Here is a 21,315-nt window from a genome sequence, read left to right as displayed (position 1 = left end):
CCTTTCTTTCCTTTACCCTTTCCTCCCTTCATCCTCTTTTTATGAACCTAATTTACTTCATTTTTGCCTTTCTGGTCGGGATTGCGACGAGTGTGCAATCGGGCGTTAACTCGCAGTTGCGGCAGGCGGTTTCCCATCCCATTCAGGCGGCTCTGATCTCGTTCGGCTCCGGTTTTGTGGTGTTGACCGTGATTAGTCTGGCGCTTCGCGCCCCCGTCCCCACGATGGACGCCCTGCGCGGAATCAGCTGGTGGAAATGGACCGGCGGTTTGCTGGGTGCCGTTTACGTCACGACGGTGATCATTACCGTTCCGCGAATTGGAGCAGGTAACCTGCTCAGTCTGAGTGTCGCAGGTCAGTTGCTGGCAGCGGTTATTCTCGATCATTACGGTTTGCTCGGTTTCAAGGAACACGGCCTGACCATCTGGCGATTGATGGGCGTTCTGCTGATCGTGTTGGGCGTCATACTGGTAGTGAAGAATTAGCCACCCGCGAACAATTCCGCTGGCAAACCGTGTTCCCTGGTTACCATGATCAAGTATCGCTTTTACCCGACCCTGCTGAACACCTTTTCCCGTTACCTGTCCGGGGGAAATTTCACCATGCAACAACTGCTCGACACCATCAACCGGGTTCAAGGTCCGGCCACGGTGGCGCAGGAACGCGGAGTGCGGTTTGAAGATGCCGTGATCAAGGGCGAGGAAGAGGAACGGTTCAACCCGGATATTCTCGAAAAGTTTCGCCGACACCTGCCCCGCCCCATCGTCGAAACGCAGGTGTATTGCCAATACGAAATCGACGACGTGCTGTTTTACGGCTATGTCGATCTGATCGGGAAATTCAAGGCCGTCGATATTAAAACCACCGCATCGTACCAACATCCCCGGTTTGCGTTCAACCACCAGAATCTGTACCTCCACGCGCTGAAAAAACGCGGCATCCGGTTGATGGAATACCTGATTACCGATTTCAAAGAGGTGTACGTCGAGAGTTATTCGCTGACGCATCCCATTGAAAAACAACTCGAAGAGATCCGGCTTTTCAAACAATTTCTGGAAGAACACCGCGAGCTAATCTCCGATCCGAAGATTTTTGTGAATCCGGAGTGAGTAGAAAGAGCTATTTCGCAGAGTTTAGCAGAGTAAAGGGAGTTAAGCGGAGTTTATTATCATTTTCTCCGCGTAACTCTATCTTACTCCGCTAAACTCTGCGAAACAATTCTTTTTAAACTCATGAAAAAACTCCTCATCGCGTTCTCCATCCCCCTCATTCTCTGCTCATTCCAGAAAGAAAAATGGGTCAAACTCTTCAACGGGAAAGACTTCACCGGCTGGACGATTCGCGGGGAGCAGGTTAAAAACGACTACCGCGTCGAGAACGGCGAAGTGGTCGGCATTTCGAAACCCGGTTCCCAGAATACCTTCCTGTGCACCGACAAAAATTACGACGATTTTATTCTGGAACTGGAAGTAAAAGTCGATACGGGCATGAATTCCGGTATTCAGTTTCGGAGTGAAAGCCGCCCCGATTTCAAAAACGGCCGTGTTCACGGCTACCAGGCCGAGATCGACCCGGCGGCCCGTGCCTGGAGTGGCGGTTTATACGACGAAGCCCGGCGCGGCTGGCTGGTCGATCTGAAAAACAACCCAACGGGACAAAAAGCCTTCAAAAAATTCGACTGGAACAAATACCGGATCGAAGCAATGGGCAAAAAGGTGAAGATCTTCCTGAACGGCGTCCAAACCACCGACTACACCGATACGCTGGCCACGAGCGGTTTTATCGCCCTGCAGGTTCACGGCACCAAAGTGCAGCGCCCCATGGAAGTCCGCTGGCGGAACATTCGCCTGCAGGAACTGGCGAAGAAATAATCGCGGCCGTATACGCAATCCTTCTTTTTTATTCCCTGCCAACCGCTGACCTTTGCGGTCATGATTGGCCGTAGTTTGCGTTTGTATCGGGATGCGTACCGGGGCTTGCCCGCGCCGGTGTGGTTGCTGGGTGGAGTCATGCTCATCAACCGCTCCGGTACGATGGTGCTGCCGTATCTGACGCTCTACCTGACGCAGCACCTGCATTACAGCGTCACGGAAGCCGGTATGGTGATGGCGGTTTACGGGGCTGGCGCGCTGGTTGGCACGTTTCTGGGCGGGCGGCTTTCCGACCAGTTCGGGTTCTACCCCATCCAGTTTTTCAGCCTGCTGATTTCCGGTTTCTTCCTGATATTCTTACAGTTCGCGCACAACTTTTACACGATGTGTGGCGTGGTGTTCGTCTACACGCTGCTGGGCGATGCCTTTCGCCCGGCGGTGTCGTCGGCCATTGCGTATTACAGCGTCCCCGAAAACCGCACCCGCGCCTACTCGCTCAACCGGCTGGCGATCAACCTCGGCTGGTCGCTCGGGGGCGGTTTGGGCGGCTACCTGGCGGGCATCGATTACCGGCTTTTGTTCTGGGTCGACGGCCTGACCTGCATCGTGGCTGCGGGCGTGTTGCGGGCGTACTTACCGGTTCCCGATCGATCCGTGGCGGCAACCAACGAAACCGAACGGCCCGCTGAAGGAAGCTCGTCGGCCTACCGCGACCGGTTATTTCTGATTTTCGTGGGGGCCACCATTCTGTTTGCCATTGGCTTCTGGCAGTTGTTCAGCATGGCTCCGCTCTATTTCAAGCAGGTTTTACACCTGAAAGAAACGGAAATTGGATTGCTGATGACGATGAACGGCCTGATGATTGTGTTCACCGAGATGGCGCTGGTGTACGCCGTCGAAAAACGGTATGCCCGGCTGAAAGGGATCATTATCGCTTTTGGCGCATTGCTGGTCGGCTTATCGTATTTGCTGTTGAATGCTGGGTTTTGGCCATTTTTAGCGGTTATTTCGGTTTTTATCAACACCTTCGGCGAAATGCTGGCGATGCCCTTCATGCAGTCGTTCACCGTGGAACGAGCTACTTCCCAAAACCGGGGGCAATATTTGGCGTTGTATTCCATGGCGTACGCCGTCGCCCAGATTACGGCCCCGGCCATTGGCTCGCAGGTGGTGGCCGGGGCTGGTTTTCCGATGCTCTGGCTCCTGGTCATGGGGCTTTGTGCGGTTTCGGCCAGCCTGTTCTGGTGGGTAGCAATGCAGGTAAAGAAAACCGGGCTTAAACGCCCGAACCCACCCCAATGGACAAGTTGACGGTTTATCTTTTTAATCAGTAAAAAATACGTTGATGATAACCCGTTGGGCACAATTCGCGTAATTCATGAAGTGATGTAGCAGCCTCCATTCCAACGAACCTCCGTTTCCATTCTAATCCTCCGCTTTCGTTTCCCGTTACGCCCAGAATTGTTACCTTTGCGGGTGTTCGCTGGCAGCAATTCAATCGATCTGAACAGAAAACTCAGCCATGACGTATCTGCAATTCTATAAAAAATTACAGACGCTCCCTGCTCCCTATCAGGCTGAGGTTGAAGATTTTATTGATTTCCTGAAAGCAAAGCAGCAGAAAGCTGACCAGCCAAAGAAACGGCCGGTTTTTGGCAGCGCGACGGGTCAATTCGAAATCTCACCGGAGTTTGACAAACCGCTGGACGACTTCGCCGATTATATGTAATGGATTTACTTCTGGATACGCACACGCTCATTTGGTTTCTCAATGGCAACAAAAAAGACTTATCTATCCCAGCCCGAACGGAAATTGAAAATAGCGAGAATAGTTCATTTGTAAGCGTCGTAAGTTTATGGGAGATGGCAATCAAAATGAAACTCGGCACACTTACTTTCAAACCGGGTTACGACAACTTGCTTACTCTGATCGACCAGAACGGTTTTGAATTATTACCGATTACTTTCCAGCGCACCCAGACACTCCTGACGTTGGAAATGCACCATCGCGATCCATTTGATCGATTATTGATTGCACAGTGCATTGTTGAAGGGATGACATTCATTTCAAAAGACAGCAATATTTCCAAATATCCCGTTCGGTGGCTTTGGTAATTTCTATTTCTTTCGTCGAATCCCCCAGCTCCATTTGATTCATTGGCTTTCGTTTCCCGTTACGCCCAGAATTGTTACCTTTGCGGCTGATTTCCTGTAACGTTTCACTTGATTGATATAAACCAATGGAGAAAATTAAAGTGGCAAATCCGGTTGTCGAACTGGATGGTGACGAAATGACCCGAATTATCTGGAAGTTTATCAAAGACAAACTCATTCTGCCGTACATCGACGTTGACATCAAATACTACGATTTGGGCGTTGAATACCGCGATGAGACTAACGACCAGGTGACGATCGATGCCGCCAATGCCATCAAAGAATACGGTGTCGGAATCAAATGCGCCACCATCACGCCGGACGAAGACCGCGTCAAAGAATTCAATCTGAAACAAATGTGGAAATCGCCAAACGGCACCATCCGGAACATTCTGGACGGTACGGTTTTCCGCGAGCCGATTGTCATCAATAATGTTCCGCGTCTGGTAACCAACTGGTCGGCCCCGATCATCGTCGGTCGGCACGCGTTCGGTGACCAATACCGCGCCACGGATTTCATCGTGCCGGGCAAAGGCAAGCTGACGATGAAGTTCGAAGGCGAAGACGGAACCGTGCAGGAATACGAAGTATATAACTTCCAGGGACCGGGCGTTGCCATGGGCATGTACAACGTCGACGAATCCATCCGTGGTTTTGCGCACGCGTGTTTCAACATGGCGTTGCAGAAAAAGTGGCCGTTGTACCTCTCGACCAAAAACACGATTCTAAAGAAATACGACGGTCGTTTCAAGGATATTTTCCAGGAAATTTACGAAGCCGAATTCAAAGAAAAAGGCGTTCACTACGAACACCGCCTGATCGATGACATGGTGGCTTCGGCCCTGAAATGGGAAGGCAACTTTGTCTGGGCGTGTAAAAACTACGACGGTGACGTTCAGTCGGATACCGTTGCCCAGGGCTTTGGTTCACTCGGTTTGATGACGTCCGTACTCGTTACGCCCGACGGCAAAACGATGGAAGCCGAAGCGGCTCACGGAACTGTTACGCGCCACTACCGTGAACACCAGAAAGGGCGTCCAACGTCGACCAACCCGATAGCGTCGATTTTCGCCTGGACGCGTGGTCTGGCGTTCCGGGGCAAACTGGACGGCAACCAGCCACTGATCGACTTCTCCAACGCGCTGGAAGCGGTTTGTATCGAAACCGTGGAAAGCGGCAAAATGACGAAGGATCTGGCCTTGTCGGCGTTCCCGGCTGGTACCAAACTGGTGGCTGGTGAGCATTACCTCAACACCGAAGATTTCCTGGAAGCACTGGATCAGAACCTGAAAGTGAAACTGGGTTAATTCTCAGCCTTGAATAAAAAAGTCCCGGATGGTTTTTAAAACCGTCCGGGACTTTTTTTGTAGGAAGATCAAACGTTAAAACTTCTTCGTTGCTTTTTTCCGGCCGTTGTAATTTCCCGTGTACTTGCCGGTATTTTCTTTCTTGGCACTTCCCAGCAGTCGTTCCAGCAAATCCGGCCGATTGAGCTTGGTCAGGCGATCGCGAATCCAGTTTTTGTATTCAGGTTTGTACCAGAAAAAATAGTTGTTCTGAGTCTTCTTTTCTTCCCGGGTTTTGGCGGTTTTGACCGGTTTCAGCGTATACGGGTGAACCCCTGAATAGTAAATCACTTCGGCCACCGTCATCGGTGTGGGTGTAAAATCCTGCACCTGCTCGAGCTGGAAGCCCAGGTCCTTCGTTTCAGCCGCCAGATTGGCCATATCCTGCTCCTCGCAACCGGGGTGCGACGAAATGAAGTACGGAATCAGCGGTTGTTTCAGGCCGTATTTCTCCTGAATCTTGTCGTACTTCTGCTTGAAGAGTTTAAAATATTTGAACGACGGTTTCCGCATCACCCGCAGCGTATCGTCCGACGTATGTTCGGGGGCCACTTTCAACCGGCCCGAGACGTGCCGGGTGACGAGTTGCTCCATGTATTCGTCGTGGTTGCCGTCCTGGTTGTTTTTGTTGAAGTCATCGACCAGCAGATCGTACCGCACGCCCGAGCCGACAAACGCCTTTTTGATGGCCGGATTGGCGTCGACCTTGCGGTATAACTCCGTCATCGGTTTGTGCGACGTATCGAGGTTCGAGCAAATCACCGGATGAATGCAACTCGGACTCTGGCAGCGGGCGCAGATCGCTTCGTCCTTGCCTTTCATCTTGTACATATTGGCCGATGGTCCGCCCAGATCCGAAATGTAGCCCTTGAACTCCGGGTGCTTCGTGATTTCCTCGACTTCTTTCAGCACCGACGTTTCGCTCCGCGACGCAATAAACTTGCCCTGATGCGCCGAAATCGTGCAAAAACTACAACCGCCGAAACAACCCCGGTGCATGTTGACCGAAAATTTGATCATGTCGTAAGCCGGAATCGGGCCGCGTTTTTTGTATTTCGGGTGCGGCATCCGCGTATACGGCAAATCGAACGACTTGTCGATTTCGGCTTCTTCCATCGTCTTGAACGGCGGATTGATCACCAGAATCTGGTTGCCCACCTGCTGCGTAATCCGGTTGGCTTGCCACTTATTCGACTCCACCTCAACAATTTTGAAGTTGGCCGCGTACTTGATTTTATCCTCCAGACAAACCTCATGGCTCGCCAGCTCGACGGTGCTCCAGTTGTTATACTCCTGCAGTTCGGTGTCGCCGTCGTGTAGAAAAGCCACCTGGTTGATATTCCGCATCGACGAGAACGGTACGCCCTGCCGCGCCAGTTTCAGGATTTCGCGCAGCGGTTGTTCGCCCATGCCGTACACCAGCATATCGGCCCCGGCATCCACCAGAATCGACGGCATCAGTTTGTCCTGCCAGTAGTCGTAGTGCGTCACCCGGCGCAGCGAAGCTTCGATGCCACCGAGCAAAACCGGCACATCGGGAAATAATTCTTTCAGGATTTTGGTATAGACAATCGTCGCGTAATCGGGACGAAAACCGGCTTCGCCACCGGGGGTGTAGGAGTCGTTGGAACGCAGGCGTTTGTTGGCGGTGTAATGATTCACCATCGAATCCATACAACCGGCCGTGACGCCGAAGAAATACTTCGGTTTGCCAAATTTCCTGAAATCCCTCAGATCATCTTTCCAGTTGGGCTGAGCAATGATGGCGACACGGAATCCCTCACTTTCCATAATCCGGCCAATCACGGCGGTTCCAAACGCCGGGTGATCGACGTACGCATCCCCTGACACCAGCACAATATCTACTTCATCCCAGCCGCGTTTCTCGACTTCTTTCATCGTCAGCGGCAACCAGTCGGTCAGGGGTCTTTCAATCATGAGTATAGCATCTGCCTGAAAAGCAGCGAATTTACGAAATTATTCAATGGGAGTAACACGATGGAAAGGAATACAACCACCAAACATTGAAACAGGAAAACAGCCATCAGCCCGAATAGGTTTCCCAAAACGCTCCGGGCGGTTTTTATAACCGCCCCCAACCTTTTCCCCTCCAAATGCGTCTTATACAAAAACCGCCATCGAAAGTTATGAAGACGCTTGTCCTGATTTTTCTTTTAGCCGCCTGCCAGCCCAATTCCTGGGACAATGAGGTGCCGGTTAGCGCCGATTGCCCGTCGTATACCGAATGGAAAAAAGCCGCCGACCTGCGCGAGGTGCCGGGAACGGTGGTCAACGAAGCCGAAACCTCACAAACCAGCACCTGGATCTACATCCAGACCAGCGACAAGGTGCGGTATTTTGCCTGTAACCTGCCCGAACAGGTCCGGAAAACCGGTACGAAAGTGGTTTTTAACGCCGAGGAGTTTGCGCCCCCGCCGAATGTCCGGCTGGCAGGCGTTCCGGTTAAACTGACGAAATTGCGCGTAGTGCCCTGAACCGGTTAGTGATTCAGTTGAGTCATGACCTGACGATCGGCCTGCCGAATCAGCTTCTTGACGCTTCGTAAACCGCGCAGAATAAGCCGGGTACGGAAATAAAGGACGATGGGTTTGGGAAAGTGTTTGCGGGCAAACAGCAGGCTGCACTGGTGGTAACTTAAATTGAAGAACTTCTCTTCAATGCCCGAATCGACCCCGCCCTGATTGCTGGCGTGGTGAATCAGCTCGGCTGCGGCCACATAGCCCATCCGGCATCCGGCCCGAAAAGCACGCAGCCCGAAATCGGCGTCTTCATGAACGGCAACCCCGGCGAACGATTCGTCGAACGTTCCGATTTTGTCGAAAACCGAACGGGAAACTGAAAAATTGGCACCCGTTACCACATTGACCGGGCCGTCGGTTGGGCAGTCGTCGCCCCCTTTGAATTTCAGGTACCACGTCAGCCACGAAGGACTCGATTGGGGCGGAACGTGACGTTCAATAATCCGGCCCTGAACCACTTCCAAACCGCGCTGGTGCGCCTGGTAATGCGCCCGCAGGAAATCCGGTTCAAACTCCGTGTCGTCGTCGATGAAAACGATTACCTCGCCCCGGGCGTGTTGAAGGCCCAGGTTTCGGGCCGCCGTCAGCGACGGTTTTTCGCTCGTAATGAGCCGGAAGCGGGTTTGATTTTCGTCCAGAAACTGCCGGGTTTCCGGTTTATGCTGGCGGGTTTGATCGACTACGATGATTTCATAATCATGGAAGTCTTGCCGAAAAGCGCATTGTAGGCACTGAACCAACAATTCTTCGCGGTTGTAGGTCGGAATTAGTAACGATATGAGCACAAATGAACGGTGAGATGGCTTTCATCATTTTTCCCGAAGGAGTTTTAAGACTTCCTCCGGTTTGGAAGGCAAGGGCGCATCGCGCTTGATGAATTTTCCGTCGCGACCCAGCAATCCGGCTGCCGGAACGGTTTCGCTCCGGAGCAACGCAATCAGGCTGTCGAACTGATCGGTTTCGACAAATACGTGTAACCCTTTGGCCTTGTTTTTAGCGACCGACTCCCGCCAGAGTTCCATTGACGCTTCGCTGGTGCCGACATAAACAAACAGGATATCACGGCTCCCCAGCCGCTCCTGCAGGGCGCGGGCGGCCTGTAACTCCTGCCGCGAAGCTTCCACATCGGGCGACCAGGCCAGTACGTACATCAGCCGTCCCTGGGCCTGGCCCTGAAATTGCTCGATCAGTTCTTTGCCGTATCGGCTGGAACGCAGGAGCGATACGCCCGACAAAACCTCCACCGGTTGATTGATCTGTTTGCTGAACTTAGCCGCAACTGCGTTGATCGTCGCGCTGTCTTTCACTTCCAGCCGGTACAATTCCTCCAGCGAAAGCCGGTAACGCGGATCGCCCACCTGCGGCATGATATGCTGATACAGCAACTCCTGGTTTTTCAGCTCGATCGTGGGCAGATTCATGGCCACAAAGTTCGCTTTCAGGTAATCCAAACCCGTACTGTCCACGACTTTTCGATAGTGCGACATCCGGGTTTCGTACACCAGCAACTTGGCGAGGGTGTCCTGATGCCGCTGTAAAATCCGCTGCAACATCGGCATATCGCGGTTGGCACCGGTTCGGCCGTTTTTGAGTTCGTCAATCCGGGCACGCTCCGTTTCGGACAAATCACGAATGTACCGGTCGATCAACATGGCAAACGTTCCCACCGGAATTCCACGGCCCTCCTGATCGGCAATTCGGGACGTTGCATACAACGAAAACCGCTCCAGCGCAGTCGCCCGCTGAACAGTCAGAAACAAGTCGTTGCCCGAACGCAAATTAGTGATCGGCACATTGGTTTCCAGCCGTGTATCCTGTTCCGCACTGGCTTTATCGTACAGAAAAGCCGCCACCTCGTATTTGACCCCGGACTTGATGTATTGATCCAGTAACGGCAAAATATCGTGCGTCTCGCGGTATTTTTCGTAAGTGGCAATAAACTCATTGGTCAGAATCTTCCGGCTATCCTCGGCCGAGCGTCCTTCAAGTTTCCGCGCCAACTGACGACCATCGATTTTGGGTTTGTTTTTAAACTCAAATGCCTTGTAACGAGTCAGTTGGTTATTGACCTGCGCATTGGTACCACTGAAGCGGAAAGGAGCTTCGGACAGAAAAAGGGAATCGGCGTCGAGCGCAATTTCGATGGTTCCGGTCGATGCCAGAAAAGCCGTCGAAATCTGGCCGAAGTTAAAATACAGCTCTTCGTACGGATAAACCAGCGGCAACGTCACTTTGAACGACCCATCGGGCTCGAGCGGAGCCGGACGCGCCAGTTCGCGGCTGGCCTGCAAAATGTTGTTGCGCGAAATGGTAACATTGGGGCTTTGGCGGTAGAGTTGAATGGTCAGATTTTTGATCCGGCCCGACACCGTCACGGAATCCGGTTTCAGCTGGCTGTAAGCCATCGGAAGTTGACCCAAAAACAGGAACAGCAGCAGGACAAAAACCGGTACTACTTTATAGCGAAGCGTTGGCATGAAGGCAATTCTCAAGTCCGTAATCCAGAAATGATACAAGTTAAACGGACAACGGCACACTACCAAATGGGATTGACGTCCTACCCTATTTCACCTTAATTCCGTGGTAGGTTTCCAGGTCCTGATAATCTTTCCGCAACGGATGGCCCTGCCAGTCGGTGGGCATCAGAATCCGGCGCAGATCGGGGTGTCCGGCAAACTGAATGCCAACGAGGTCGTAGATTTCGCGCTCGTGCCAGTCGGCGGTTCGCCAGACCGTGCTGACCGTCGGAATAACCGGCAACGGTTCGCCGTCGGCGTTGCGCGGCACCACGGTTTTGAGCATCAGATTGTGTTCGTACGGAATTGATGTGAGGTTGTAGACGACTTCCATTGTGTTGGCTTGCAGACCGTTATCGATACCGGTCATGCAAGCCAGAAAGTCGAAGTAAAGTCGGTCGTCGTCGCGCAAAAACCGGCAGATATCAGCGATTCGGGTGGATTCAACCACGAGGAAAGGTTGCGGATTGGCGGTGTTGGTTTGCCGGATAACATCCGTTCCAAATTGGGCGATCAGCAAATCGGCGATGTCAGAAAAAGTCATTCCGCAAGTTAGCGAATGGAAACGACGGTTATCTCGTCGGCTTCAAATTTTGCACCCCAACCGCACTGAACGGTTTTCTTGCGTCCCGTAAATTTATAGATGATGTTCCCCTGTTTCTGCGGTTCTTTGCCCACAAAGTTTTCGACCAGCGCAACAGATTCGGCATCGGGCGCATAGCGGACTATTTTATTGGGATCATTCCAATTGAGTGCGACATTGGGTTCGCAGCCGTCGTAGGCCAGGCCATTGGGATACAACATCGCATCGTCGCGCAGCTCGGAACCGGTTGGATCGTCGTTTTCCCGGCACATGGCCATACAAAATACCGTCAGGAGGGTGATCAGGGTGGTTTTCATAAAAATGAGATCGTTTTAATCCGTATGACCCTTTTATCCTTTGAGCGGTTGGAACGAGGCAACATCATTTTCTTCCATTGCCAGCAAGGCCGTCGGCGCGGGTTCATCGATCAGCGAACTGGCCCGGATCTTTTCCTGAAGTTTCAAAAAACCGCCAATTAACGCTTCGGGGCGCGGGGGACAGCCTGGGACGTAGACATCGACGGGAATGATCCGGTCGACGCCTTTGACAACGTGGTAACCGTGCTGCCAGTACGGTCCTCCGCAGTTCGAACACGAGCCCATCGAAATCACGTAGCGCGGTTCGGGCATCTGTTCGTACAGCCGCCGGATGCGGTCGGCCATCTTGAACGTTACCGTTCCGGAAACAATCATGACGTCGGACTGCCGGGGCGAAGGGCGCGGAAAAATTCCGAACCGCTCCAGGTCGTAACCCGACGCGAAGGTCTGCATCATTTCGATGGCGCAACACGCCAGCCCAAAGCCCATCGGCCACATCGACGACAACCGCGCCCAGTTTAGCAGGTCTTCGGCGGTGGTCAGCAACACACCGCCATCACCGGATTTAAATCGTTGATCGAGTAAGCCTTTCATTCTCTTCGGTTTACGGTTTAGGTTTTCAGTTTACGGTGGGGTTCGACTTACTTAACCATAAACTGAAAACCGTAAACCCATCACCCTTTCTTATATTTCTGATTTACTTTTTCGTACAGCGATGCCGGTACGGCGGTTTTCAGCTGCGGGACTTTCGGTTCCGGTTTTACCCAGTCCAGAAAGCCTTTGGCCCAGGCATAAGCCAGCCCTAATGCCAGCAGGGCCACAAAAACCAGCATTTCGGTCAGCGCCAGCCAGCCCCACAACCCGTTCGTTTCCTCAATCAGGGCCTTCTGGCCAAAAACCGTCGCCCACGGAAACAGAAAAACCAGCTCGACATCGAACAGGACAAAAATAATGGCGACGACGTAAAACCGCACATTGAACTGAATGTTCGCGTTGCCGACCGGTTCCTCGCCCGACTCATACGTAGTCAGCTTTTCGACATTGGGACGATTAGGCCGCAACAGCCGGGCAACAAACAAAATCAGCCCAACAAACGCCAGGCCGGTAATGATGAAGAGCAAGATGATCCCGAAGTCGGATAGCATTGACTATGATTGCAGTGATTTTAATGATTGCGGTGATTTTAATGATGAAAAATGATAAAAGGATAAGGTTGAATCATTTTTCATCATTAAAATCACCGCAATCATAGTCTTATTTCATATACGTTCCAAAAATATAATCCCAGAGCGGAGACGAAACACCGTAATTCCGTTCGTGGCTTTTGTAGTGATGAACCGCGTGGTTCACCCAGAGTTTCTTAAAGAAATTCTTCGGTGGAGCGTAAGCGTGGACGATGAAGTGGACGAACAGGTAGCCCGCATACCCCACTAAAAAGCCCGGAAAAAAGGCATAAGACGCTTCGCCCATCAACAGAAACATAATTACAAACAGGGTTCCGCCCACAAAAATAGCCGCAGCCGGGGGCATCGCCAGCCGGGTTTTATCCTTCGGATATTCGTGGTGAATCCCGTGAAACGTATACTGGATTTTGGCCTTCGTCGGCGTGTCGGTCTCCATGTGAAAAACGCCCCGGTGAACCGCATATTCCACCAGGCTAAAAACCGTCATTCCGGCAAAAAAGAGGAAAATAATCCAGGGCGTCGACATGTCTGTATACGTGAACGCATACCAGCCGAACACCGTGGAGGTGACCAGATAGAGCGTAATCGGAACCGAGATGTGGGTGCGGGACAACCGTTCCAGAATGGGATTCTCGAACAACGTTTTCGTACCGCTATTTTTGGGCTTGATTTTGGTTATTGTTTGTTCCATACTATGATTAATGAAAGACGCCGAAACGTTGGGGAACGTACAAGCGTGGGTTGTATACGTGTTATTCGCAAATGTAAACTACTTTTCAACAGATAGTCAAGTAAGTTGACCGAATCCTATTTTGTAATTAATTGGTCTTCGACTTTTTGCTTGATGGCTTCGAAATTGCCTTTCGGTAGCTTCGGTTTGATAATCAGCCGCAACGACTGGTCGTCGCTCAGGTAATTCACGGCCCAGTTGATCAGGATGAGCAGGCGGTTTTTGACACCAACAATCGCCATCAGGTGGACAAACAGCCAGACCATCCAGGCAAAAACACCCTGAAACTTCCAGAACGGCAAATCGACAACGGCTTTTCCGCGCCCGATGGTCGCCATCGTTCCCAAATCGTTATACGTAAACTCCTCCGGCGATTGGCCTTTCTGCATCCGAATCAGGTTTTTAGCCAGGTGTTTGCCCTGTTGAATTGCCGGTTGGGCAATTTGCGGGTGGCCATTTGGGTATTTTTCTTCCGTCATCAACGCAATGTCACCAATGGCAAAAATATCCGTAAAGCCCTGCACCTGACTCAACCGGTTGACCAGCAGACGCCCTCCGCGTCCGATGGTTTCGACCGGAAAACCGCTCAGCGGATTGGCTTTTACCCCAGCCGCCCAAACCAGGTTGTTCGTCCGGATGGTCGAGCCGTCGGCCATGTACACCAGCCGCCCGTCGAAATCCTGCACCCGGGTTTTCAGCCGCACAATTACGCCCAGATTCTCCAGGTACTGCTGCGATTTGACCTGTGAATTCTCCGACATCGGCCCCAGCAATTCACCGCCGGATTCGATGAGGTAAATCTTCATCATCTGGAAGTCCAGTTCGGGATAATCGCTCGGCAATACGGTTTTTCGCATTTCAGCAAAGGTTCCGCATAATTCGACACCCGTAGGCCCTCCGCCCACTACGACCACGTTCAAAAAACCTTCTTTTTCGTCCAGACTCTCGACAGACAGCGCATCTTCGAAATTTTGCAACATTCTGTTACGCAACGCAATAGCCTCCGAAACCGACTTCATCGGTAACGCACGTTCAATGATGTTCTGCATCCCGAAAAAATTGGTATCGGCCCCGGTTGAAACCACCAGATAATCGTATTCGACCGGCCCCAAGTCCGTATCGATGGATTTGATGTCGGGATGAACCGCCGTGACGGATGTCACGCGGATGTGGACGTTTTTGCAGTCCTGAAAAACCGCCCGCAGTGGGAATAGAATCGAACTGGCTTCCAACCCGGAGGTTGCCACCTGGTAATACAGCGGCTGAAACTCGTGGAAGTTATTTTTATTGATCAGGACAACCTGAAACTCTTTCCGACGCGCGAGTTTGCGCGCCAGTTTCAATCCGCCAAACCCCGCCCCTACAATCACTACGCGTTTTCGGTCGGTACGTGGAATATTTGGGTTCATGCGTTAGGAAATTAGACCTTTTGTCAGGATAACTACATTCGTTTCCGTAAGGTTTCAACGTATTTCACGAACCGTTCGTTTTTTTCTTTGAACGTCTTTATTCCTGGATAGTAGGTGGCCAAGGCGGTTTTGTCACGATTTCACCTCAACTGCTTTACTATCAGCGGCAACTTTTACTTTGCCTTGTTCAAACGTCAGATCGATGCGTCCCAGGTAAATTCCGGCAAAACCGACCTGATTGATCAAAACCGGTAGCCCGTCCTGATTCAGCACATTGACGGGAGCGTCCAAAAACGTGTGGGTGTGTCCGCCGATGATTAAATCGATGTTTCGGGTTTTGGACGCCAGCACGCGATCCGAAACGGTGCTATCGTTGTACTGATACCCCAGATGCGACAGGCAGATGACGTAATCGCATTTTTTGTCGTTCCGCAAAACCGCTGCCACTGCGTTGGCCGTTTCAAGCGGTTCGACATAGACGGTTTCTTTGAACAACTCTTTTGGAATCAGACCCTCCGGTCTGATCCCCAGGCCAAAAACGCCAATCTTCAACCCGTCTTTCTTGAAAATCCGGTACGGCTCCGTCCGCCCGTTCATGGCCGTATTTTTGAAGTCGTAATTGGCGATCAGGAACGGAAAAGCCGCTTTCCCGAACTGCAACACCATGTTGTCCATGCCACCGTCGAAATCGTGGTTGCCGATGGTACTGGCGTCGTAGCGCATCCGGTTCATGGCCTGAACTTCAGGTTCGCCTTTGTACAGATTGAAATACGGCGTTCCCTGAAACAGATCGCCCGCGTCGAACAGCAGCACGTTGGGCTGCTCGTTCCGAATCTGCTCGATCAGCGTGGCCCGACGAACAATCCCTCCGCGTCCGGCGTTACGGCTGCCGTCCATCGGAAACGGGTCCAGCCGGCTGTGCACATCGTTCGTGTGCAGAATGGTCAGCGTCGTCGATTTGGACCTGGCGAAGGCTTCCGGAGCCAGCCCGCCGATGACGGCCGCCGTCCCGAAAATTTTCAGAAACTCGCGTCTATTGGATTGTAATGCGTCCATCGGTTGTCGGATTTATGGGTTGGCCGGATTTACCAAGCTGCCGGAAATAATCGATAAAAACATCGCGGAGGTTCAGATTGAAATCTTTCCGGGCTACGGCATCTTTCAGAAAGGCCGTTCCGCCACCCCGGTTGGCAATGTAATCACTCATCAAAACCGTATAGGTCTGGCTGGGATCGAACGTTTTCCCGTTCGTAAACGCAATGGAAGTCAGGATTTTATCTTTGATCACGACCCGGACTCCGCCCACCACCAGCGATTGCTCATCGGCTTCACTCTTCACAAAAAATTCAAAGAACTGCCGGAGCATCGAGCCCTTCAACGTCAGCATAACCATCTGATTATCAAACGGCATTACTTCGTAAATGCTGCCGATCCGGATCGGGCCTTTGGGCAAACCGGTTCGGATACCGCCGTAATTCAGGTGTGAGCAATCGGCCGTAACGCCCAGTTTCTGCTGCGCATACTGCAACATGGCGTCGGTGAGCAGGTTATTGAGCGCACATTCCGGTTTGGAACGCTCCAGCGGCACCGCCGACTCCACCAGCACCTCGTTCATGGTCTGGTCGAGCCGCTGTTTGTAGGGTTGTAAAAACCGGGCCATGCCGCTATCCGCCGGAGCCGCCAGCGAGTCGACCTGAACGCGCTTGTACGACTGGTTCGTCAGGTGATAACCGGTTTGGCAGGCCGTCGTCAGCAAGGCCAGAACCGGAAGAATGAAAATCTTTTTTAGCTGCATGATGAGGCTTATTCCTGTTGTTTTTGAGCGGGTTCCTGGTAATGACGGGCACCAAAGTATTGCAATTCATACGCGAAATTCAACCACCCCTGCGACCGCCGAATGAGCGTAGTCTGCCATTCCCGCTTCGTGTATAACGTATGCCAGGGACCGTACGCAAACCGGTATTTTAGGGGCATATCAAAACCTTTCGCATCGGCAATCCAGCGATGCTGGATTTCGATGAAATCGCCTTTTTCAGTCACCCGGTATTCGATCACGGGCGGGGCGGCATAGTTCAGAAACTGATCAAAAATAGGACGCAGGTCCTTTTCGGTTTCCCGGCACAAAATATCGATGATCTGCTTGGTAGTCACAAACTTATGGTTCCGTTCCAGCGCCACTTTCCGCAGCGCCATAAACCAGATGTTGTCGTCGTCGACCACGCACCGCAGCGTGTGCAGCAACCAGGTTCCTTTGTAATAAATATCCGTATCCTTGTGTTCGTAATTGACGCCCCGGGGCCCGATTAGCGGGTATTTGTTTTTGATCAGCGGTTTTTGCGTCATCAGGTATTTCACCGCCTTGGGATAACCATCCGTATTTTCGACATAAATGGACTCCATGTAGGTGGCAAACGCTTCGTGAATCCACATTTCGGCCGGATCAATACAGCTCAGGCTATTGCCAAAATACTCGTGGGCGCTTTCGTGAATGAGGATAAAGTCGAAGCCAAACGCGTTGTTTTTGTAATTGTTACCGTAGGCAATGGCGCTCTGGTGTTCCATGCCCAGATACGGCGTTTCGACCACCGAATAACCGTCGCGCCAGAACGGAAAATGGCCGAAAAACCACTCGTATGTATCCAGCATCCCGATTACCTGCTCAAAATGCACCCGTGCTTTTTCTTCGTTGTAGCGCAGCACGTGGTAATTCAGGTCGAGGTAGCGGTAATCCCGGCTGCGGTATTCGTCCGTAATCAACACGTAATCACCCAGGTTAAAGGTCACGTTGTAGGTATTAATGGAATACGAAACCGCCCAGACAAACTCGGTTTGGTTCGTGCCCACGTCCTGCTTCTGCAACAGCCGCCCGTTCGAAACCGCTTTCAGGCCGCGCGGAACGCGGAACGTCATCCGCATCGAATCCGGCTCGTCGGACAAATGATCCTTGCAGGGCCACCACGAACTGGCGCCCAGACCCTCGCAGGAAACACCTACCCAATCGTTGCCCAAACTGTCTTTTTTCCAGGAAAAACCGCCATCCCAGGGCGGATTCACCGCTTCGCGGGGTTTACCGTGGTACGTCACCTTGATTTCTTCAACCGCATCTTTTTCCTGTGCCGCCTTCATCGTCACAAAAATCGCGTTGCCTTCCCGGACATATTTCAGCGATTCGCCCCCCTGTTTGATCGACTCAATCGTCAGATTTTCAAACAGATCGATCTGCATGCGTTTGAACGGCGACCGCACCCGGTACCGGATCGTGTTGCTCCCCGCAATGGATTTCGTCGCCGGATCAACCGATAAATTCAGGTCGTAAAAAGTCACATTATAGCACGTCCGTTCGGGGCGAAGGGAGCCGCGCAGCGAATCCTGCCGGGTAAAGCGTTCGGGTTCAGAAGGTTGCTGCGCAAAAAGGGCAATCGAATAAAAAAAGGCCACCACGGCCACAAACCATTTTCTCATGAATGCGGGTCCAAAATCCAGACAAAAATAACAAATTAAACACCGGCAACCAGCATCGTTCCGCGTGAGCGACGATGAATAGGTACGAATTTCAATCTTATATCCGGTTACTTAAAGGATACTTCGTATTCTTTTTAGGAATAAGCCCGACATTGCCGACTTGCAGAAATCCGACCGGTTTCAACGCGTCGAATCGTTCATGATCGCTGACATGAAATGGTTCGACGAGCTGAAACCGGGGCATTGATCCTCCATTTGAAAAACCGCTACCGAACGATATTTACGTATGACAATTTGACGAAACAAAAATCGTATTTTTATGAGAATATCGGCGCTTTCGACCGTATGCTAAAAGATTGACCAACTGACTGGTATTTCTGTCATATTTACGCCGATATACGCTGCTCACTGCTTATGAAATACCGTTACCTGTTCCTCGCATTTCTGAGTTATCTGACTGTGCTGAGCGGGCGTTCAGCGCGGGCGCAGGTCCCCAATTCGCTCGATTCGGTGCAGGTGTATCTGAAATCGCATACGGTTCAGGATACCAATTACGTCCGCGCCCTGAACGTGCTGGGTCGGGAGCTTCACTCCGGTGCCAACCCCGACTATGAACGCGCCGATTCGGTATTGAAGGTGTCGGAACAACTGGCCGAAAAGCTCCAGTACGGCATGGGCCTGGCCAAAGCGTATACCAACCGGGCGTCGATTTATTACCTGACCGGACGGCACCAACAGGCGCTGGACTACTTCCAGAAAGCCCTGAAAACCGCCGAAACGCACCAGCTCCCCCCCCGATTTATCTGCGGAGCCATCTCGAACGTGGCTGCGGCCCTTAGTAAACTTCAGCAATACGACAAGGCCGCGGAAATGGAACTGCGTTCCCTGAAATTGCAGGAACACTATAACGTTCAACCCCGCATTGCGGCCACGTACGGCGGCATCGGCAACGCATTCCGGAACATGCACAAACCGCAACAGGCGCTTCCGTATTACCAGCAGGCACTGCGCCTGATGCAGATCGAAAACAACGTTCGAGGCATGTCCATTATTGAGAACAACATGGGCATTTGCTACGATTACCTGAAACGGTTTGACCAGTCGCTGAAATATTACAAAATAGCGCTCAAACACGCCGAGGAAGTCGAATTCGAATTGTTACAGGCCGATATTTTGGTCAACATCGGCCTGGCGCTGAACTTATCGAAACGCTCGCTGGAAGCGATTCCGTTCGTGGAACGATCACTGGCAATCGGTCGTCGGCAGGAGAACAAGAGAAGTATGGCAACGGCCTATTTCAACCTGGGGCGGATTTACGAAGATTTGAAACAGTATAAACCGGCGGAAGAAAACCTGAAAAAAGCCCTCGCGCTGGTGAAAGAATTGGAGCAGTCGGACAAAATTACCGATTACACCCAGGCGCTGGCCGATCTGTACGGTGGCATGAAGAACTTTCAGGAAGCCTACCTTTTTCAGCTCGAGAAGAATAACCGGACGGATTCAGTCACCTCCGTTCGAACCAATGCGGAAGTGCAGCGGCTGGTGGCCGGATACGAAACCGGGAAAAAGGAAGCCCAGATTAAGATCCTTCGCCAACAAGCTCAACTCCGCAACGAAGAACTGGAACAGCAGCGGTTTCAGCGGAACGCGTTCCTGATTGGCGGAATCCTGTTGCTGTTGCTGGGTGGGACAGTCACGGCCTGGTTGCTCAACCGCGCCCGACTCCGGCGGCTGGAAGACTCGCTGAAACTTCGAAAGCAGATCGCCCACGATCTCCACGATGAAGTGGGCAGCACCCTCAGCAGTATTTCGTTGCTGAGCGGTCATACCGATGAACTGTTGAGTCAAAACCGCCCGGAAACCGCCCAGAAAATGGTGCAGAAAATCTATACCGACGCCCGCCAGATTCTGGAATCCATCGACGAAATCATCTGGACGATCAACCCCGGCAATGACTCACTCTCGCGGATTGCGCTGCGGTTGCAGGAATACGCCCAGCCGCTGATGGAATCGAAACAGATTCGTTTTTCGTTTCAGATCGACCCCGCGCTGGAAGACACCCCGGTTTCGATGGAAGTTCGCCGAAGCCTTTATATGATTGGGAAAGAAGCCATTAACAACCTGATCAAGTATTCGGAAGCGACGCAGGCCACGGTGCGTTTTGAGCGAAAAGAAAACCAGCTTCAGGTGCTGATTGAAGACAACGGGCGCGGATTCGATGCGTCACAATTCAGCCAGCGGACGGGCCAGGCCAGCATGAAACAACGGGCAGAAGCGATGGGTGGGGAATTAACCGTGCAATCGACTCCCTCCGATGGCACCCGAATCCGGCTGGTGGTCAACGGCTGAATCATATATTTATCTGATTTCATGCCACTTCCGAACGGCTTACTTTTGTCCGGCAGATAACGGCCTTCCCTATGATTCGAGTTTGTATTTTCGACGACAATACCTCCCTGCGCGAGACGCTTCAGTTGGTTTTCGATGCCACCGACGACCTGATTGTAATCGGAAATTATCCCAACGCGCTCAACGCCGTGGCCGCTGTTGAACGCGATCAGCCGGATGTGGTCCTGATGGACATCGACATGCCCGGCCGCACAGGGATCGAAGCGGTTCAGTTAATCCGTCAAAATAACTTTTTTCCTAAGATTCTGATGCTGACGGTTTTTGACGACACCGAACGCATCTTTGCCGCCATTCAGGCCGGAGCCGTAGGTTATTTGCTCAAAAAAACCCCTTCGAATAAACTCATTGAATCGATTCGCGACGTGATGGAAGGTGGAGCAGCCATGACGCCCTCGATTGCTCTGAAAGTAATGGAAGCCTTTCGGCAGCCGAAACCCAACACCTACGCGCTGACGGAGAAGGAAAAAGAAGTGCTTCAACGACTCGTTGCGGGCGATTCCTACAAACTCATCGCCGATCACTGCCACATGAGCATGGGCACCGTCCGGACCCACATTGTGAATATTTACGAAAAACTCCACGTCAATTCCAAATCCGAAGCTGTCGTCAAGGCGCTGAAAACCGGAATGTTTAAATAAGCGGTTCTCTTCTCACCCGGTTTTCTACGCATTTGGCAAATTGGCCAACTGAAACGAAATACTATCAATTCTCTGTTAGCCAACCACTTATCACCAATCCTTCTAGTTACCGTATTTTCCCTTTCATATATTTATCCGATTGCGGTGCGCTGATTC

22 protein-coding genes are annotated in these 21,315 nt (G+C 51.9%); 10 read left to right on the top strand and 12 right to left on the bottom strand.

Annotated features, from left to right (window positions below; translation table 11 throughout):
• The first annotated feature begins 41 nt into the window (after positions 1–41).
• From EHT25_RS15835 to EHT25_RS15805, 7 genes are all read left to right on the top strand, one after another.
• The gene (locus EHT25_RS15835; protein ID WP_124876033.1) at positions 42–485 is read left to right on the top strand and encodes a DMT family transporter; all 444 of its coding nucleotides are present in this window, start codon (positions 42–44) and stop codon (positions 483–485) included.
• Positions 486–530: 45 nt separating this feature from the next.
• Complete coding sequence (locus EHT25_RS15830) at positions 531–1,109, top strand: PD-(D/E)XK nuclease family protein (protein ID WP_124876032.1); 579 nt, start codon at positions 531–533, stop codon at positions 1,107–1,109.
• A gap of 123 nt (positions 1,110–1,232) precedes the next feature.
• The gene (locus tag EHT25_RS15825) at positions 1,233–1,871 is read left to right on the top strand and encodes a 3-keto-disaccharide hydrolase (protein ID WP_124876031.1); all 639 of its coding nucleotides are present in this window, start codon (positions 1,233–1,235) and stop codon (positions 1,869–1,871) included.
• Positions 1,872–1,931: 60 nt separating this feature from the next.
• Complete coding sequence (locus EHT25_RS15820) at positions 1,932–3,182, top strand: MFS transporter (protein ID WP_124876030.1); 1,251 nt, start codon at positions 1,932–1,934, stop codon at positions 3,180–3,182.
• Positions 3,183–3,393: 211 nt separating this feature from the next.
• Complete coding sequence (gene vapB, locus EHT25_RS15815) at positions 3,394–3,600, top strand: type II toxin-antitoxin system VapB family antitoxin (protein WP_124876029.1); 207 nt, start codon at positions 3,394–3,396, stop codon at positions 3,598–3,600.
• Positions 3,600–3,986, top strand: a complete 387-nt coding sequence (locus EHT25_RS15810; RefSeq protein WP_124876028.1) for a type II toxin-antitoxin system VapC family toxin — start codon at positions 3,600–3,602, stop codon at positions 3,984–3,986. The genes vapB and EHT25_RS15810 overlap by 1 nt, the downstream gene beginning before the upstream one ends.
• Positions 3,987–4,111: 125 nt before the next feature.
• Positions 4,112–5,332, top strand: a complete 1,221-nt coding sequence (locus tag EHT25_RS15805) for an NADP-dependent isocitrate dehydrogenase (RefSeq protein WP_124876027.1) — start codon at positions 4,112–4,114, stop codon at positions 5,330–5,332.
• A 75-nt stretch (positions 5,333–5,407) separates the two neighbouring features.
• On the opposite strand, the gene EHT25_RS15800 is transcribed toward EHT25_RS15805, so the two are convergent.
• Complete coding sequence (locus tag EHT25_RS15800; RefSeq protein WP_124876026.1) at positions 5,408–7,309, bottom strand: YgiQ family radical SAM protein; 1,902 nt, start codon at positions 7,307–7,309, stop codon at positions 5,408–5,410.
• A 209-nt stretch (positions 7,310–7,518) separates the two neighbouring features.
• Here EHT25_RS15800 and EHT25_RS15795 point away from each other — a divergent pair, with 209 nt between their 5' ends.
• Entirely contained in the window at positions 7,519–7,866 is a 348-nt protein-coding gene (locus tag EHT25_RS15795) for a hypothetical protein (RefSeq protein WP_124876025.1), read from the top strand.
• A 5-nt stretch (positions 7,867–7,871) separates the two neighbouring features.
• Here the strand turns inward: EHT25_RS15795 and EHT25_RS15790 are convergent, their stop codons facing one another.
• From EHT25_RS15790 to EHT25_RS15740, 11 genes are all read right to left on the bottom strand, one after another.
• The gene (locus tag EHT25_RS15790) at positions 7,872–8,696 is read right to left on the bottom strand and encodes a glycosyltransferase family 2 protein (protein ID WP_124876024.1); all 825 of its coding nucleotides are present in this window, start codon (positions 8,694–8,696) and stop codon (positions 7,872–7,874) included.
• Positions 8,697–8,720: 24 nt separating this feature from the next.
• Positions 8,721–10,388: a hypothetical protein gene (locus tag EHT25_RS15785; protein ID WP_124876023.1), complete on the bottom strand. Its 1,668-nt coding sequence runs from the start codon at positions 10,386–10,388 to the stop codon at positions 8,721–8,723.
• 85 nt (positions 10,389–10,473) lie between these two features.
• On the bottom strand, positions 10,474–10,971 hold the full coding sequence (locus EHT25_RS15780) for an NADH-quinone oxidoreductase subunit C (protein WP_124876022.1): 498 nt from the start codon (positions 10,969–10,971) through the stop codon (positions 10,474–10,476).
• An 8-nt stretch (positions 10,972–10,979) separates the two neighbouring features.
• A complete protein-coding gene (locus EHT25_RS15775) occupies positions 10,980–11,327 on the bottom strand; it encodes a hypothetical protein (RefSeq protein ID WP_124876021.1) in 348 nt (115 codons plus the stop codon).
• Between the two features lie 33 nt (positions 11,328–11,360).
• A complete protein-coding gene (gene nuoB, locus EHT25_RS15770; RefSeq protein ID WP_124876020.1) occupies positions 11,361–11,921 on the bottom strand; it encodes an NADH-quinone oxidoreductase subunit NuoB in 561 nt (186 codons plus the stop codon).
• Positions 11,922–12,001: 80 nt separating this feature from the next.
• Positions 12,002–12,472 carry an NADH-quinone oxidoreductase subunit A gene (locus EHT25_RS15765; RefSeq protein ID WP_124876019.1) on the bottom strand — a complete coding sequence of 157 codons (471 nt, stop codon included), beginning with the start codon at positions 12,470–12,472 and terminating at the stop codon, positions 12,002–12,004.
• Between the two features lie 109 nt (positions 12,473–12,581).
• Complete coding sequence (locus EHT25_RS15760; RefSeq protein ID WP_124876018.1) at positions 12,582–13,202, bottom strand: sterol desaturase family protein; 621 nt, start codon at positions 13,200–13,202, stop codon at positions 12,582–12,584.
• A 116-nt stretch (positions 13,203–13,318) separates the two neighbouring features.
• Entirely contained in the window at positions 13,319–14,650 is a 1,332-nt protein-coding gene (locus EHT25_RS15755) for an NAD(P)/FAD-dependent oxidoreductase (protein ID WP_124876017.1), read from the bottom strand.
• 132 nt (positions 14,651–14,782) lie between these two features.
• Positions 14,783–15,706, bottom strand: coding sequence for a bifunctional metallophosphatase/5'-nucleotidase (locus tag EHT25_RS15750; protein ID WP_124876016.1), 924 nt, complete (start codon positions 15,704–15,706; stop codon positions 14,783–14,785).
• A complete protein-coding gene (locus EHT25_RS15745; RefSeq protein ID WP_124876015.1) occupies positions 15,684–16,445 on the bottom strand; it encodes a 5'-nucleotidase C-terminal domain-containing protein in 762 nt (253 codons plus the stop codon). The genes EHT25_RS15750 and EHT25_RS15745 overlap by 23 nt, the downstream gene beginning before the upstream one ends.
• An 8-nt stretch (positions 16,446–16,453) precedes the next feature.
• A complete protein-coding gene (locus EHT25_RS15740; protein ID WP_124876014.1) occupies positions 16,454–18,112 on the bottom strand; it encodes a M1 family metallopeptidase in 1,659 nt (552 codons plus the stop codon).
• 414 nt (positions 18,113–18,526) lie between these two features.
• Here EHT25_RS15740 and EHT25_RS15735 point away from each other — a divergent pair, with 414 nt between their 5' ends.
• Together EHT25_RS15735 and EHT25_RS15730 are read left to right on the top strand one after the other, a co-directional pair.
• Positions 18,527–20,461 (top strand): tetratricopeptide repeat-containing sensor histidine kinase, encoded by a 1,935-nt coding sequence (locus tag EHT25_RS15735; protein ID WP_185731378.1) that lies wholly within the window; start codon positions 18,527–18,529, stop codon positions 20,459–20,461.
• A 71-nt stretch (positions 20,462–20,532) separates the two neighbouring features.
• Positions 20,533–21,159: a response regulator transcription factor gene (locus tag EHT25_RS15730; RefSeq protein WP_124876013.1), complete on the top strand. Its 627-nt coding sequence runs from the start codon at positions 20,533–20,535 to the stop codon at positions 21,157–21,159.
• Positions 21,160–21,315: the final 156 nt, after the last annotated feature.

The organism is Larkinella rosea (assembly GCF_003858635.1).
Lineage (GTDB): Bacteria > Bacteroidota > Bacteroidia > Cytophagales > Spirosomataceae > Larkinella > Larkinella rosea.
This window is presented reverse-complemented; position numbering and strand designations above follow the sequence as displayed.